General features: G+C 65.0%; 14 protein-coding genes. 10 read left to right on the top strand and 4 right to left on the bottom strand.

Annotation, left to right across the window (positions count from 1 at the left end; translation table 11 throughout):
• Positions 1–19: 19 nt before the first annotated feature.
• The 10 genes from AC1RUR_RS14510 to AC1RUR_RS14465 all read left to right on the top strand — a co-directional run bounded on the left by AC1RUR_RS14510 (position 20) and on the right by AC1RUR_RS14465 (position 9,474).
• Positions 20–1,675, top strand: a complete 1,656-nt coding sequence (locus AC1RUR_RS14510) for a nitrite/sulfite reductase (RefSeq protein WP_492845017.1) — start codon at positions 20–22, stop codon at positions 1,673–1,675.
• Positions 1,662–2,177 carry a DUF934 domain-containing protein gene (locus AC1RUR_RS14505; RefSeq protein WP_492845015.1) on the top strand — a complete coding sequence of 172 codons (516 nt, stop codon included), beginning with the start codon at positions 1,662–1,664 and terminating at the stop codon, positions 2,175–2,177. The genes AC1RUR_RS14510 and AC1RUR_RS14505 overlap by 14 nt, the downstream gene beginning before the upstream one ends.
• Positions 2,174–2,905, top strand: coding sequence for a phosphoadenylyl-sulfate reductase (locus AC1RUR_RS14500; protein ID WP_492845013.1), 732 nt, complete (start codon positions 2,174–2,176; stop codon positions 2,903–2,905). The genes AC1RUR_RS14505 and AC1RUR_RS14500 overlap by 4 nt, the downstream gene beginning before the upstream one ends.
• A 112-nt stretch (positions 2,906–3,017) precedes the next feature.
• Complete coding sequence (locus AC1RUR_RS14495) at positions 3,018–4,019, top strand: sulfate ABC transporter substrate-binding protein (protein WP_492845011.1); 1,002 nt, start codon at positions 3,018–3,020, stop codon at positions 4,017–4,019.
• Between the two features lie 37 nt (positions 4,020–4,056).
• Complete coding sequence (gene cysT / locus AC1RUR_RS14490) at positions 4,057–4,893, top strand: sulfate ABC transporter permease subunit CysT (RefSeq protein ID WP_492845009.1); 837 nt, start codon at positions 4,057–4,059, stop codon at positions 4,891–4,893.
• 10 nt (positions 4,894–4,903) lie between these two features.
• Positions 4,904–5,806 (top strand): sulfate ABC transporter permease subunit CysW, encoded by a 903-nt coding sequence (cysW, locus tag AC1RUR_RS14485; RefSeq protein ID WP_492845007.1) that lies wholly within the window; start codon positions 4,904–4,906, stop codon positions 5,804–5,806.
• Complete coding sequence (locus tag AC1RUR_RS14480; protein WP_492845005.1) at positions 5,796–6,833, top strand: sulfate/molybdate ABC transporter ATP-binding protein; 1,038 nt, start codon at positions 5,796–5,798, stop codon at positions 6,831–6,833. The genes cysW and AC1RUR_RS14480 overlap by 11 nt, the downstream gene beginning before the upstream one ends.
• 90 nt (positions 6,834–6,923) lie before the next feature.
• A complete protein-coding gene (locus tag AC1RUR_RS14475) occupies positions 6,924–7,427 on the top strand; it encodes a CAP domain-containing protein (RefSeq protein WP_492845003.1) in 504 nt (167 codons plus the stop codon).
• A 78-nt stretch (positions 7,428–7,505) separates the two neighbouring features.
• Positions 7,506–8,684 (top strand): DUF3734 domain-containing protein, encoded by a 1,179-nt coding sequence (locus AC1RUR_RS14470; protein ID WP_492845001.1) that lies wholly within the window; start codon positions 7,506–7,508, stop codon positions 8,682–8,684.
• A gap of 1 nt (position 8,685) precedes the next feature.
• Positions 8,686–9,474 carry a 3-hydroxybutyrate dehydrogenase gene (locus AC1RUR_RS14465; RefSeq protein ID WP_492844999.1) on the top strand — a complete coding sequence of 263 codons (789 nt, stop codon included), beginning with the start codon at positions 8,686–8,688 and terminating at the stop codon, positions 9,472–9,474.
• Positions 9,475–9,596: 122 nt separating this feature from the next.
• Here the strand turns inward: AC1RUR_RS14465 and AC1RUR_RS14460 are convergent, their stop codons facing one another.
• From AC1RUR_RS14460 to AC1RUR_RS14445, 4 genes are all read right to left on the bottom strand, one after another.
• Positions 9,597–10,421 (bottom strand): sulfite exporter TauE/SafE family protein, encoded by an 825-nt coding sequence (locus AC1RUR_RS14460; RefSeq protein WP_492844997.1) that lies wholly within the window; start codon positions 10,419–10,421, stop codon positions 9,597–9,599.
• A 169-nt stretch (positions 10,422–10,590) separates the two neighbouring features.
• Positions 10,591–11,295 carry an ABC transporter ATP-binding protein gene (locus AC1RUR_RS14455; RefSeq protein WP_492844995.1) on the bottom strand — a complete coding sequence of 235 codons (705 nt, stop codon included), beginning with the start codon at positions 11,293–11,295 and terminating at the stop codon, positions 10,591–10,593.
• Positions 11,282–13,159 (bottom strand): branched-chain amino acid ABC transporter ATP-binding protein/permease, encoded by a 1,878-nt coding sequence (locus AC1RUR_RS14450; RefSeq protein WP_492844993.1) that lies wholly within the window; start codon positions 13,157–13,159, stop codon positions 11,282–11,284. The genes AC1RUR_RS14455 and AC1RUR_RS14450 overlap by 14 nt, the downstream gene beginning before the upstream one ends.
• A complete protein-coding gene (locus AC1RUR_RS14445; RefSeq protein WP_492844991.1) occupies positions 13,156–14,031 on the bottom strand; it encodes a branched-chain amino acid ABC transporter permease in 876 nt (291 codons plus the stop codon). The genes AC1RUR_RS14450 and AC1RUR_RS14445 overlap by 4 nt, the downstream gene beginning before the upstream one ends.
• Positions 14,032–14,033 lie beyond the last annotated feature (2 nt).

The raw sequence follows: 14,033 nt of genomic DNA, 5'->3' as shown, positions 1-14,033 counted from the left end.
AGCTGCAAGGCAATTTCTTATGTATGCTTACGACGAAATCGACCGCACGCTGGTCAATGAGCGCGTCTCGGAATTCCGCGACCAGGTGCAGCGACGTCTCTCGGGCGAGCTCACCGAAGACGAATTCAAGATGCTGCGCCTGCAGAACGGCGTTTATCTGCAACTGCACGCCTACATGTTCCGCGTCGCGATTCCCTACGGCACGCTGGCGTCGAACCAGCTGCGGCAGCTTGCCCATGTCGCGCGCAAATACGACCGCGGCTACGGCCATTTCACCACGCGCCAGAACATCCAGTTCAACTGGATCAAGCTGTCGGATCTGCCGGACGCGCTGGCCGATCTCGCCGAGGTCGGCATCCACGCGATGCAGACCTCCGGCAACAACATGCGCAACGTCACCTCGGACCAGTGGGCCGGCGTCGCGCCGGGCGAGATCGAGGATCCGCGCATCTGGTCGGAGCTGATCCGCCAGCACACCACGCTGCATCCGGAATTCTCGTTCCTGCCGCGCAAGTTCAAGATCGCGATCACCGCGTCGGACCATGACCGGGCCGCGATCAAGATCCATGACATCGGCCTGCGCCTGACCAAGAACGAGAAGAACGAGACCGGCTTCGAGGTTCTGGTCGGCGGCGGTCTCGGCCGCACGCCGTTCATCGGCAAGGCCATTAAGCACTTCGTGCACGGCCGCGACATCCTCAGCTACATCGAGGCGATCCTGCGCGTCTACAACCAGTACGGCCGCCGCGACAACATCTACAAGGCGCGCATCAAGATCCTGGTGCACGAGCTCGGCATCGAGAAATTCTCCCGCGAGGTGGAGGAGGAGTGGCAGCACATCCGCAACTCCTCGCTCCAGATCGACGACGAGGTGATCGAGGACATCCGCTCGCGCTTCACCTATCCGGCTTACGAGAAGCTGCCGCACATGCCGGACGAACTGCGGCAGGCCGCGGCTGACCCTGATTTCGAGGCGTGGCGCAAGAACTCGGTGGCCGCGCACAAGAACCAGGGCTATTCCATCGTCACGATCTCGCTGAAGCCGATCGGCGGACCTCCCGGCGATGCCACAGCCGAGCAGATGGATGCGCTGGCCGATCTCGCCGACAGATATTCCTTCGGGGAGATCCGCGTCGGCCATGAGCAGAACCTGGCGTTGCCGCACGTCGCCAAGCGCGACCTGCCGGCGCTGTGGAAGGCGCTCGACAAGCTCGGGCTGGCCACGCCGAACGTCAATCTGATCACCGACATCATCGCCTGCCCGGGGCTCGACTATTGCTCGCTGGCCAATGCGCGCTCGATCCCGATCGCGCAGGAGCTGACGCGGCGCTTCGCCAACCACGAGCTGGCCAATCTGATCGGCCGTCTCCACATCAACATCTCCGGCTGCATCAACGCCTGCGGCCATCACCATGTCGGCCATATCGGCATTCTCGGCGTCGAGAAGAACGGCGAGGAGGTCTACCAGATCACCATCGGCGGCCGTGCCGACGAGAGCGCCGCGCTCGGCAATCTGATCGGCCCCGGCGTCAAGTTCGACGAGGTCGCCGATGTCGTCGAGGACATCGTGGAAGCCTATCTCGCGCTGCGCGAGCGGCCGGAAGAGCTGTTCGTCGACACGGTGAAGCGCCTCGGCGTCGAACCCTTCAAGGAGCGCGTCTATGCCACTCGTTAACGGCGGAAAGATCGCCGCGGACGGCTTCGTCAAGCTCGCCGTCGACACGCCGCTGCCCGAGGGCGGCGACATCCTGGTGCCGGCCGAGCGTTTCCTGAGCGAAGCCGATGCGCTGCTCGAGCGTGCGGGCAGGCTCGGCGTGATCTGGCCGAACAACCGCGACATCGCCGAGCTCGTGCCGTATCTCGGCAGGATCGCCGTGGTCGCGCTGGTGTTTCCGAGCTTCCGCGATGGACGCGCCTACAGCCAGGCGCGGCTGCTGCGCGAGCGCTACAATTATCGCGGCGAGCTGCGTGCGACGGGACAGGTGCTGCGCGACCAGTTCGTGTTCATGCTGCGTGCCGGCTTCGATGCCTTCGAGGTCAAGAAGCAGGCCGACGCGGACGCCTTCATGCAGACCGCCAAGCGCTATTCGGTGTTCTACCAGCCGACCGGCGACGGCCGGATCACGGCGCTGCACCGGCGCATGCAGCTGCGCCACTCCGAAGGTGTCGGCACGTGAACGCCATCGCGCCTCAGGTTTCGTCGACGCCCGTCTCTGCGCTGCCTCCAGCGGAGGAGCTCGATCGCGCTTTGCGCGATGCTTCGCCCGCGGAGATCATCGCGGCGGCCCTGAAGGCGGTCGGGCGCGAGAAGCTCGCACTGGTGTCGTCCTTCGGCACGGAATCGGCGACGCTGCTGAAAGTCATGGCGGATGTCGATCCGGCAATCCCGGTGATCTTTCTCGACACCGGCTGGCTGTTCGAGGAGACACTGGCCTATCGCGATACGCTGATCGCGACGCTCGGCCTGAAGGACGTCCGCTCGATCAAGCCGGCGGAGGAAGCCTTGTCGCGCGAGGATCCTGAGCGCGACCTCTGGTTTTCCGATCCCGACGCCTGCTGTCGTATCCGCAAGGTCGAGCCGCTCTCTCGCGCGCTGAAGCCGTTCGATGCCTGGCTCAACGGCCGCAAGCGCTTCCAGGGCAATGCGCGCACCGACATTCCCGTGGTCGAGGACGACGGCGTGCGGTTGAAGTTCAACCCCTTCGCCAATGTCTCGCGCGAGGAACTCGAGGCGATCTTCGTCCGCGCCAAATTGCCGCGTCATCCGCTGGCCGCCTCCGGTTTCCTGTCGGTTGGGTGTATGCCTTGCACGAGCAGAACGACTGAGGGCGAGGATGCGCGCGCCGGTCGCTGGCGCGGCCGGGCCAAGACAGAATGCGGCATCCATACGATGAAGACTTCGTAGCACAGTCAGGCTGTCCGGCTACGAACAAGAAAATCCGGTTCCGTTGACTTAAGAGCGTTTCGCCCCGAGTTATGCCCGCATGCCATCGACGGCGCCGATGCCGTCGAGGTGAATGGAGATGGAGATGATGCGTCGTATCGTTCCGCTCGCGGCCGCACTACTTTGGGCAGGTTCGGCTCTCGCCGCTGACATCAATCTTTTGAACGTGTCGTACGATCCGACGCGCGAACTCTATGCCGAGTTCAACAAGGCGTTTGCTGGTGCCTATCAGAAGGAAACCGGCAAGAGCGTCGAGATCAAGCAGTCGCATGGCGGCAGCGGTTCGCAGGCGCGCAGCGTGATCGACGGATTGCAGGCCGACGTGGTGACGCTGGCGCTGGCCTATGACATCGACGCCATCGCCGGCAAAGGTCTCACCGCGGCCGACTGGCAGAAGCGTCTGCCGCAGAATTCATCGCCCTACACGTCGACCATCGTGTTCCTGGTGCGCAAGGGCAACCCCAAGGGCATCAAGGACTGGGACGATCTGCTCAAGCCGGGCGTTGCCGTGATCACGCCGAACCCGAAGACGTCGGGCGGCGCGCGCTGGAATTATCTGGCGGCCTGGGGTTTTGCGCAGAAGAAATACGGATCGGCCGACAAGGCCAAGGAGTTCGTCGGAAAGCTCTTCCAGCAGGTGCCGGTGCTCGACACCGGTGCGCGCGGCGCCACCGTAACCTTCGTCGAGCGCGGCGTCGGCGACGTGCTGCTCGCCTGGGAGAACGAGGCCTATCTCGCGCTCAAGGAATTCGGTCCGCAGAAGTTCGAGATCGTGGCGCCGCCGCTGTCGATCCTCGCCGAGCCGCCGGTCGCGATCGTGGACAAGGTTGCCGACAGGAAAGGCACCCGCAACGCCGCCGATGCCTACCTTCAGTACTGGTACACCAGGGAAGGCCAGGAGATCGCAGCGCGCAATTTCTACCGGCCACGCGATGCCGAGATCGCTAAGAGATATGAAAACTCCTTCGCAAAGGTCGAGCTGTTCACGATCGACGACGTGTTCGGCGGCTGGACCAAGGCGCAGAAGGAACATTTTGCCGATGGCGGCGTTTTCGATCAGATCTACAAGAACTGATCGGGCGCTGTCGTAGGAGGCTTGAGCAGAGGGCCTGGTGAGCGCACTCGCAGCACGACGCCGGACATTGCCGGGCTTCGGTCTCACCATGGGGCTGACGCTTTCCTGGCTGTCTATCATCATCCTGATTCCGCTCGCCGGCCTGTTCCTGAAATCGCTCGAGCTCAGCCCCGAGCAGTTCTGGAACATCCTCTCCAGCCGCCGCACCCTGAACGCGCTCAGGGTTTCGTTCGGCCTCGCCTTTGCGGCAGCCTGCGTCAATCTGGTGATGGGCAGCATCATCGTCTGGGCGCTGGTGCGCTACCGCTTTCCCGGCCGGCGAATCTTCGATGCCATCGTCGACGTCCCCTTCGCGCTGCCGACGGCGGTTGCCGGCGTCGCGCTGACCTCGCTGTTCGCCGAGAAAGGCTGGCTGGGTGCGCCGCTTGCTGCGCTCGGCATCAAGGTCGCGTTCACGCCGCTCGGTATCTTCGTCGCCATGATCTTCATCGGCATTCCCTTCGTGGTCCGCACGGTGCAGCCGGTGCTGCAGGATCTCGATCCCGAGATCGAGGAGGCCGCCGGCAGCCTGGGAGCGAGCCGCTGGCAGACCGTCGTCCGGGTGATCCTGCCATCGCTCGCGCCGGCGCTGCTCACCGGCCTCGCGCTCGCCTTCGCCCGCGCCGTCGGCGAATACGGCTCGGTGATCTTCATTGCCGGCAATCTGCCGAACGTCTCTGAGATCGCGCCATTGCTGATCGTGATCAGGCTCTCGGAATTCCGCTATGCCGATGCAACGGCGATTGCGGTGGTCATGCTCGTCGTCTCCTTCACCGTCATCTTCGCCGTGAACCGGTTGCAGCGCTGGGCCGAGCGCCGGGGCGCGGAGCGGTGAGGACGGAACGATGACGATGCAGGTCGCCGATTTGGTCTCGATCTCGCCGCCCAACGTCGACGCACGCGCGGCCGCGCGGGACAACATCCGCACCGAGCCGAAGGCGGTGCGCCTTGTCATCATCGGAATCGCGGTCGCGTTCCTCGTCGTCTTCGTCGTGCTGCCGCTGGTCGTGGTGTTTGCGCATGCCTTTTCCAGGGGCATCGCGGCCTATCTCGCCGCATTGTCGGAACCGGAGGCGCTGGCTGCGATCCGGCTGACGCTGCTGGTGGCGGCGATCTCGGTCGGCCTCAATCTTCTGTTCGGCCTGATCGCCGCCTGGGCCATTGCCAAGTTCGAATTCTCCGGCAAGACATTCCTGATCACGCTGATCGACCTGCCGTTCTCGGTGAGCCCGGTGATCTCGGGCCTGGTCTTCGTGCTGCTGTTCGGCGCGCAGGGCTATTTCGGCGGCTGGCTCAGGGATCACGACATCCAGATCCTGTTCGCCGTGCCCGGCATTGCGCTGGCCACCACCTTCGTGACCTTCCCGTTCGTGGCGCGCGCGCTGATCCCCCTGATGCAGGAGCAGGGCACCCAGGAGGAGGAGGCCGCGATCTCGCTCGGCGCCTCCGGCCTTCAGACCTTCTTCCGCGTCACGCTGCCCAACATCAAATGGGGCGTGCTCTACGGCGTCCTGCTCTGCAACGCGCGCGCGATGGGCGAGTTCGGCGCGGTCTCCGTCGTCTCCGGCCACATCCGCGGCGAGACCAACACCATGCCGCTGCTGGTCGAGATCCTCTACAACGAGTACCAGTTCGTCGCAGCGTTTGCGATCGCCTCGCTGCTGGCGATGCTGGCGCTGATCACGCTGATCGCAAAGACCGTTCTCGAACGTCATCTGGACGAAGGACAGGACGCAAGTGACCATTGAAGTCAGGAATCTCGTCAAGAAGTTCGGCAGCTTCAAAGCCCTCGATGGCGTCGACCTCAAGGTCGACAATGGCGAGCTGCTGGCGCTGCTCGGACCCTCGGGCTCAGGCAAGACCACGCTGCTGCGGATCATCGCCGGCCTCGACTGGCCCGACTCCGGCGAAGTCTTCTTCAACGGCGAGGATGCGCTGGCGCAAGGCGCGCGCGAACGGCACGTCGGCTTCGTGTTCCAGCACTACGCGCTGTTCCGCCATATGACGGTGTTCGAGAACGTCGCTTTCGGCCTCCGCGTGCAGCCGCGCGCGGTTCGCAAGGATGAAGCGACCATTCGTGCGCGCGTCAAGGAACTGCTCGACCTCGTGCAGCTCGACTGGCTTGCCGACCGCTATCCGAGCCAGCTCTCCGGCGGCCAGCGCCAGCGCATCGCGCTGGCCCGCGCGCTTGCGATCGAGCCGCGCATCCTCTTGCTCGATGAGCCCTTCGGCGCGCTCGATGCCAAGGTGCGGAAAGAGCTGCGCAAATGGCTGCGCTCCCTGCATCACGAGATCAACGTCACCTCGATTTTCGTCACCCACGACCAGGAGGAAGCGCTTGAAGTCGCCAACCGCGTCGTGGTGATGGACAAGGGCAGGATCGAGCAGATCGGCTCGCCAGACGACGTCTACGAAAGCCCCGCGACGGCCTTCGTCCATGGCTTCATCGGCGAATCCATCGAGCTGCCGGTCCGAGTCGAAGCCGGCGTGATCAGGCTCGGCGACCGGCCGCTTCAACTTGCGGCAGACGGTCTTGCGCCTGGCGCGTCAAAACTGTTCGTGCGGCGACATGACATGCAGGTCGGTCCGCCCGGCAGCGGCGCCTTCGAGGGCGCGGTTCAACATGTCCGGAATTTCGGGCCGGTGCAGCGAGCGGAGGTCGCCTTGTCAGGCGGCGAGACCATCGAGATCGACGCCCCCCGCGACAAGGAACTCAGGGCCGGTGACACCATCGGCCTCAATCCGCGCCGCTACCGGATATTTGCGGGTGCCTGAGGCCGCGCGGAAGGGCAAATTTTCCTCAAAATTCACCTTTCAGCCACGGTTGGTATGCAACAACGGCCCCTCATTTGGGGGCCTCGATTCATGCGCGCTGCGGCCGCAATTCTCATCACTTTGCTGCTCGCCGGCTGTGCCGGCAACGAAGCGCCGGTTCAGCAGCCGTCGATGTATGCCGATATGGCGGTCCCGGGCGCCAAGCTCGACGCGCCGGCGGCCGCGGTGATGATCTCGCAATACCGCCAGAACAATGGCCTTGGCACCGTCGTCATCGATCCCGATTTGATGCGGCTCGCCGAATCCCAGTCCCAGGCGATGGCTGCGGCGAACAAGATGGACCATGACGTTCGCGCGCCCCTGGCCAAGCGGCTCAGTACCGGCGGCTATCCGGCGACCGTGGCAGTCGAAAACGTTTCGGCCGGCTATCATACGCTGGCGGAAGCGTTTTCCGGCTGGCGCGACTCGCCCCCGCACCGGGCCAACATGCTCAAGAGCGGTGTCACAAAATTGGGCATAGCGGCCGGCTATGCTCCGAACACCAAGTACAAGGTGTTCTGGACCATGATCCTGGCCTCGACGGACCCCCGATAAGCCAGACTTGATCCCGGGATGCATTGACGCCGCGGCGGACTGTCGCCACGGTCGCTTGCCATCTGCTATTGTTCCCGCATGACAGATCATACCAGCCCGGAATCCGCCAGCGTCCCCGCAAATGCGCAACGCGTCCTGGTGTTGCAGGGCGGCGGCGCGCTCGGCTCGTACCAGGCCGGCGCTTATCAGGCGCTGTGCGGCTATGGCTTCGAGCCCGAATGGGTTGCCGGTATCTCGATCGGCGCGGTCAACGCCGCCATCATCGCCGGCAATGAGGGCCATACCCGCGTCAAGCGGCTGAAGGAATTCTGGGAGATGGTCTCGGCGCCGGTGCCGTGGAAGCCGATCGGCAAGAGCGACCACAGCCGCGAGCTGTTCAATTCGACCAGTGCCGCGCTGATCGCGACCTTCGGCGTGCCCGGCTTCTTCGTCCCGCGTGTGCCGCCCGCGCCGATGTGGCCACCCGGCAGCCCGCAGGCCGAGAGCTATTACGACACCGCGCCGCTGAAGAAGACGCTGGAGCGGCTGGTCGATTTCGACCGCATCAACGACCTCAAGACGCGCTTCTCCGTCGGAGCGGTCGGCGTCACCTCGGGCAATTTCAAGTATTTCGACAATTACGAGTTCAAGAAGCTCGGCAAGAAGATCGGCCCCGAGCACGTCATGGCCTCCGGCGCGCTGCCGCCGGGCTTTCCCTCCGTGATCATCGACGGCGAGCACTATTGGGACGGCGGCATTGCCTCCAACACGCCGCTCGACTACGTGCTCGATGCCGAGGTCGATCGCGACATGCTGATCTTCCAGGTCGATCTGTTCAGTGCCCGCGGCGATTTGCCGAATTCGCTGCTCGAGGCCACCGAGCGCGAGAAGGACATCCGCTTCTCCAGCCGCACGCGGATGAACACCGACAAGAACAAGCAGATCCACAACGCCCGCCGGGCGGTGCGCGACCTGATTTCCAAATTGCCCGATTATCTCAAGAACGACCCTTCCGTCGAATTCCTTGCGAAGGCATCTCGTGAGAGCACGGTCACCGTGGTGCACCTGATCTATCGCAGCAAGAACTACGAATCCTCGTCCAAGGACTACGACTTCTCGCACGTGGCCATGGTCGAGCACTGGGAAGCCGGGGTGCGCGACGTGCACATGTCGATGCGCCACAAGGACAGGCTGGATCAGCCGCAATCCGGCGAGACCATGATGACCTACGATCTCACGGGGGACGTCTCCGCGCCCCCGGCAAAAAGGAGCGAATAATATGGGTAGTCTGTCAGGCAAGAACGCCGTCGTGACCGGTTCGACGAGCGGCATCGGGCTCGCTTACGCGCGCGCCTTCGCTGCTGCCGGTGCCAACGTCGTCATCAACGGCTTCGGCTCGCCGGAGGACATCGAGAAGGAGCGTTCCAAGATCGAGTCCGATTTTGGCGTGAAGGCGGTCTATTCGCCCGCCGACATGACCAAGCCGGCCGAGATCGCCGGCATGATCGCCCTCGGCGAAAAAACCTTCGGCTCGGTCGACATCCTCGTCAACAATGCCGGCATCCAGTTCGTCTCCCCGATCGAGGAATTCCCTCTGGAAAAATGGGACCAGATCATCGCGATCAACCTGTCCTCGGCCTTCCACGCCATCCGCGCCGCGGTGCCCGGCATGAAGAAGAAGGGCTGGGGCCGCATCATCAACACGGCGTCGGCGCACTCGCTGGTCGCCTCGCCGTTCAAGTCGGCCTACGTCTCGGCCAAGCACGGCATCGCCGGCCTGACCAAGACCGTGGCGCTGGAAGTGGCGACCCACAAGATCACCTGCAACTGCATCAGCCCGGGCTATGTCTGGACGCCGCTGGTGGAGAAGCAGATCCCCGATACGATGAAGGCGCGCAACCTGACGCGCGAGCAGGTCATCAACGACGTGCTGCTCGACGCGCAGCCGACCAAGGAGTTCGTCACCTCCGAGCAGGTCGCAGCCCTCGCGCTGTTCCTGTGCGGCGACGATGCCGCGCAGATCACCGGCACCAACCTGTCGATCGACGGCGGCTGGACCGCGGAGTAGTTCGGTCGTGCCCACCATCACCCTCAATTGAAAAAGTGGTGGGCACGCTTCCGCCTTCGCTCTTCGAGCTACGGCGGACAAGTTGCTTTGCCCACCCTACGAGACCTGCGCGCGGTCTTCGCTCAATGCGTCCAGGCCAGCGCCGTCACGAACGCGGACGACAGGTTCAGCTCCGCGAACATGATCTTGCCGGCGACCACGAACAGCACGCTGGCAAGCGTCAGCCGCAGCACCGTCTCGGGGACGCGCGTCGCGCTGAAGCTGCCGACGACGATGCCGGGCAGCGAGCCCAGCAGCAGCACGCCCATCAGGCCCCAGTCGACGTCGCCAAGCGCCCAATGTCCGATGCCCGCGACCAGGGTCAGCGGCACCGCATGGGCGATGTCCGAGCCGACGATGGTCGCCATCGGCAGGCGCGGGTAGAGCAGCAGCAGCACGGTCACGCCGACCGCGCCGGCGCCGACCGACGAAATCGAGACGAGCACGCCGAGCACGAGGCCGGTGATGACTGTCGCAATCGCCGTGGTGCGGTCGTCGACCTGCTCGAGGCGCCGGCGATAGCGCTCCATGATCGCCTTGCGGAAGATCAGGGACGTGGCGGTCAGGAAGAGGGCGAAGCACAGCACGAGATTGACGAGACTGCGCTCGGAATCGCTTTTGAGATCGAGCTTCCACAGCACGAGCAGCGTCAGGGCGCTTGCCGGAAGGCTGCCGCAGGCGAGCCGCAGCACCGCCGGCCAGTGCACGCTGCGCGACCAGCCATGCACCACGCTGCCGCCGGTCTTGGTGGCGGCGGCATAGAGCAGGTCGGTCCCGACGGCCGTCGATGGATGGACGCCGAACAACAGGATCAGGAGCGGCGTCATCAACGATCCGCCTCCCACGCCGGTCATGCCGACAAGCAGGCCGACGCCGAATCCGGAGGCGACGTAGAGTGGATCAATCATGCGAGGGGAATCTTAGGTTTATCTCGTCGGTTGGGCAATATGACGTAGAATAAAATTTCCCTCTGGCGCAACCTGCTGGATCAAATAAGAAAAATCTTGCTACCGCACGGCGCCGGGCAGTCATTTCGCCCAAATCAATGCCATTTTGCGAAACAGCCGTTCGCGGCGGTCACGCGCCGACGCCGAGGAAATCCCGCGCCAGGTCAGGGTTGGCGGTCAGCTCGGCGGAGGTGCCCTCGAACACCACGTGGCCGTTGTTCAATCCGTAGACGCGGGTGGCGAAGCTGAGCGCGGCGGCGACGTTCTGCTCCACCACGATCATGGTGCGGCCTTCGCGCGCAAGGCCGGCGGCGACGTTGACGAGGTCGCGCACGATCAGCGGCGCCAGGCCCTCGAACGGCTCGTCGAGCAGGATGATGCGGGCGTCGCGGATCAGTGCGCGCGCGATCGACAGCATCTGCTGCTCGCCGCCCGACAGGGTGCGTCCCAGGGACTTGCGCCGCTGCTTCAGGCGCGGAAACACGTCGTAGATGCGCTCGAACGACCAGGCGTTCGGCGCCGTCAGCGCGGCGATGCGCAGGTTCTCTTCCACCGTCAACCCGCCGAAGATCGCGCGCTCCTCGGGCACAAGCTGCACGCCCATGTTGGCGATGGCGGACGGGGCGAGGCCACCGATCGGCTTGCCGTCGAGCCTGATCTCGCCGTTTCTGGGGGCCAGCACGCCCATGATCGAGCGCAGCGTCGTGGTCTTGCCGGCGCCGTTGCGGCCCAGCAGCGCTACGACCTCGCCCTCCTCGACCCGGATCGAGAGGTCGAACAGGACGTGGGAATCGCCGTACAGCGTATTGATGCGGTCGACTTCAAGCAGGCTCATGCGCGTGAAGCCCTCCGAGATAAGCGTCCTGAACCTGCTGGTTGCCGCGGATCTCGTCCGCGGTGCCGTCGGCCAGCAGCCGGCCCTCGTAAAGCACGGTGATGCGCTCGGCGAGGCCGAAGATCGCGTCGAGGTCGTGCTCGACGATGACGATGGTGCAGGTCCGCGCGATGTCGCGGATCAGCGCGCAGGTCGCGGTTCGCTCCGACGGGCTCATGCCGGCGAGCGGCTCGTCGAGCAGCAGCACCTTCGGGCTGGTGGCCAGCGCCATGCCGATCTCGAGCCGCCGCTTCTCGCCATAGGCCAGGATATGCGTTGGCGTATCGGCGCGGGCAGTCAGGTCGAGCAGGGTCATGATCGCGTCGATCTGCGCTTCCACGTCCGGCAGGCTGTCGGCGGTGCGCAGCAAGTCGATGCGCAGCGGCCCGCGGCGACGGGCGAGTGCGGCGATGCGTAAATTCTTGCGCACCGAGAGGTTCGGAAACAGCTGGTTCAGCTGGTTGGATTTGGCGATGCCGAACTGCGCGGCGCGGCTGACGCCGTGGCCGGTCACCTGCGATCCGAACAACAGCACATGGCCCGAGGTCGGGCTGACCTCGTCGAGCAGCATCTTGAACAGCGTGCTCTTGCCGGCGCCGTTCGGTCCGATTACCGCGTGAATGGAGCCGCGGCGTACCTTGAACGAGACGCCGTCAACGGCTTTCAGCCCGCCATAGTGCCGCGCCAGCGCGCGTGCTTCCAGCGCAATGGCGCTGTCGCCGGTGACGGGCGGTGGCAGCGGCAGCGTAGCATCGTGCGTGCGGCTCGATGCCGCTTTCGCCGCATCCCCGCTCGCTTCGATCGCCTCGGTCGCGGCTTCAGCGGCCTGCCGCGCGGCGAGAGTCCGGCGCTCGGTCCACCAATGGATGATCTCGCCGCAGATACCGCGGCGCAGGCCGATGACCAGGACGATGAAGGCGATGCCGAGCACCAGCTTCCACAGCGTGGTGAGGCCGGGGATGAGCTGGAGATTGTCGCGCAGCCACAGCCAGACCGCGGCGCCGACCAGCGGCCCGACCAGGGTGTTGGCACCGCCGACGATGGTCTGGACCACGAGCTGGCCGGAGGTTTCCAACGAGAACGCATCGGGCGGCATGTAGCTCTGGAACGAGCCGAGCAGGCCGCCGGCAAGCCCGGCATAGAGCGCGGCGATGACGAAGGCGGCGAGCTTGTAGGCCGGCACGTTGTGGCCGAGCATCGCGACGCGTGCGGTGTTCTCCTTGATCGCGAGCAGGATCGCGCCGACCGGCGAGCGGACGATGCGGCGCGCCAGCACGTAGGCACCGAAGAAGATCACCGCGAACAGCACGTACATCGGCCAGCCCGCACTGATGCGGAAGGTGTGCTCGCCGAACCCGAGCACGGGCACCGGCACGCCGGGAATGCCGTTCTCGCCGCCGGTATAGTGCGACAGCGGCGAGTTCTCGATGAAATAGGCCATCTGGCCGAAGGCGAGCGTGATCATCGTGAAGTAGATGCCGATGCGGCGCACCGCGAGCCAGCCGACGACGAGCCCGAACGCGCCGGCCGATATCGTGCCGGCGGCGAGCGCCAGCCACACGCTGCTCAGCGCGCCGGAAACCAGCAGATACGCCGTGACGAAGCCGCCGACGCCGTAGAACGCGGCCTGGCCGAATGACAGGAGGCCGGCGAGGCCAAACAGGATGTCGAAGCCGAGCCCGATCAGGCCCCAGTTCAAGACCCGCGTCAGCAGGTCGATCGAAAAGCCGAGATGCGGCAGCACGAGGGGCGCCGCAACGAGCGTGACGAGGATTGCGAGCTCCGGAATGTGGCTCCGCAGCCCGCCCGATCGCGCGCTGCTCATACCCGTCCTTCCGAGCCGAACAGGCCCTGCGGACGCAGCACCAGGAGCAGCGCCATCAGCGCGTAGAGCATCACTTCCGAATAGGAGGAGTTGAACGCGCTGGTGAGGCTGACGATCTCGCCCGCGATCAGCCCCCCGACCACGGCGCCCGGAAACGATCCGAGGCCACCGAGCACGATGACGACGAAGGATTGCGCCATGAAGTTCGCGCCCATGTCCGGCGTCACCGCCACGACCGGCGCGTACAGCATGCCGGCGAGGCCGACCGCGACGACGCCGATCGCGAACACCAGCAGGAAGGTGCGCCGCAGGTTGATGCCGAGAATGCCGACCATGCCGGGGTTCTCGATTCCGGCCCGGACCACCAGGCCCATCGAGGTGCGGTAGAGCACGAGATAAAGCCCGACCAGCAGCGTTGCGATGATGGCGATGAGCTGGAGACGGTAGGTCGGATAGATCAGGAAGCCGAGCTGCGTGGCGCCTTGCCCCCATGACGGCGTCGGCACGCGTTGCGCATTGCCGCCGAAGGTTGCCCGCACGCACTCGACGAGCACGATCCCGATGCCATAGGTGACCAGGATCTGATCTTCGTGCGGCCGGCCGTAGAAGAAGCGGATGACCAGGCGCTCGAGCAGGAAGCCGAGCACCAGCATGAAGCCGCAGCCGACCGCGATCGCAAGCAGGAACGACTGGGTATATTGCAGCATGACGAAGGCGGCATAGGCGCCGACGGCGAACAAGGCGCCATGCGCGAAGTTCAGCACGCCGAGCGTGCCGAGGATGATGGTCAGGCCGCTGCTGACGAGTGCCAGCAGCGAACCGAGGGCCAGGCCATTGAAGGCCTGTGAGGCGAGGGCGGGCCAGCTCGGCATCG

This window comes from Bradyrhizobium sp. GW821-FHT12B03 (assembly GCF_058807535.1).
Note: the sequence above shows the minus strand (reverse complement) of the source record. Positions and strands in the feature narration are given on the sequence as shown.

Excerpts from the sequence above, each read along its gene's own strand:
- AC1RUR_RS14455 (WP_492844995.1), bottom strand. The coding sequence starts at position 11,295 with ATGAGCCTGCTTGAAGTCGACCGCATCAATACGCTGTACGGCGATTCC.
- AC1RUR_RS14445 (WP_492844991.1), bottom strand. The coding sequence starts at position 14,031 with ATGCCGAGCTGGCCCGCCCTCGCCTCACAGGCCTTCAATGGCCTGGCC.
- AC1RUR_RS14505 (WP_492845015.1), top strand. The coding sequence starts at position 1,662 with ATGCCACTCGTTAACGGCGGAAAGATCGCCGCGGACGGCTTCGTCAAG.
- AC1RUR_RS14470 (WP_492845001.1), top strand. The coding sequence starts at position 7,506 with ATGACAGATCATACCAGCCCGGAATCCGCCAGCGTCCCCGCAAATGCG.
- AC1RUR_RS14450 (WP_492844993.1), bottom strand. The coding sequence starts at position 13,159 with ATGAGCAGCGCGCGATCGGGCGGGCTGCGGAGCCACATTCCGGAGCTC.
- AC1RUR_RS14495 (WP_492845011.1), top strand. The coding sequence starts at position 3,018 with ATGGAGATGGAGATGATGCGTCGTATCGTTCCGCTCGCGGCCGCACTA.
- AC1RUR_RS14475 (WP_492845003.1), top strand. The coding sequence starts at position 6,924 with ATGCGCGCTGCGGCCGCAATTCTCATCACTTTGCTGCTCGCCGGCTGT.
- cysW (WP_492845007.1), top strand. The coding sequence starts at position 4,904 with ATGACGATGCAGGTCGCCGATTTGGTCTCGATCTCGCCGCCCAACGTC.
- AC1RUR_RS14510 (WP_492845017.1), top strand. The coding sequence starts at position 20 with ATGTATGCTTACGACGAAATCGACCGCACGCTGGTCAATGAGCGCGTC.
- AC1RUR_RS14465 (WP_492844999.1), top strand. The coding sequence starts at position 8,686 with ATGGGTAGTCTGTCAGGCAAGAACGCCGTCGTGACCGGTTCGACGAGC.
- AC1RUR_RS14460 (WP_492844997.1), bottom strand. The coding sequence starts at position 10,421 with ATGATTGATCCACTCTACGTCGCCTCCGGATTCGGCGTCGGCCTGCTT.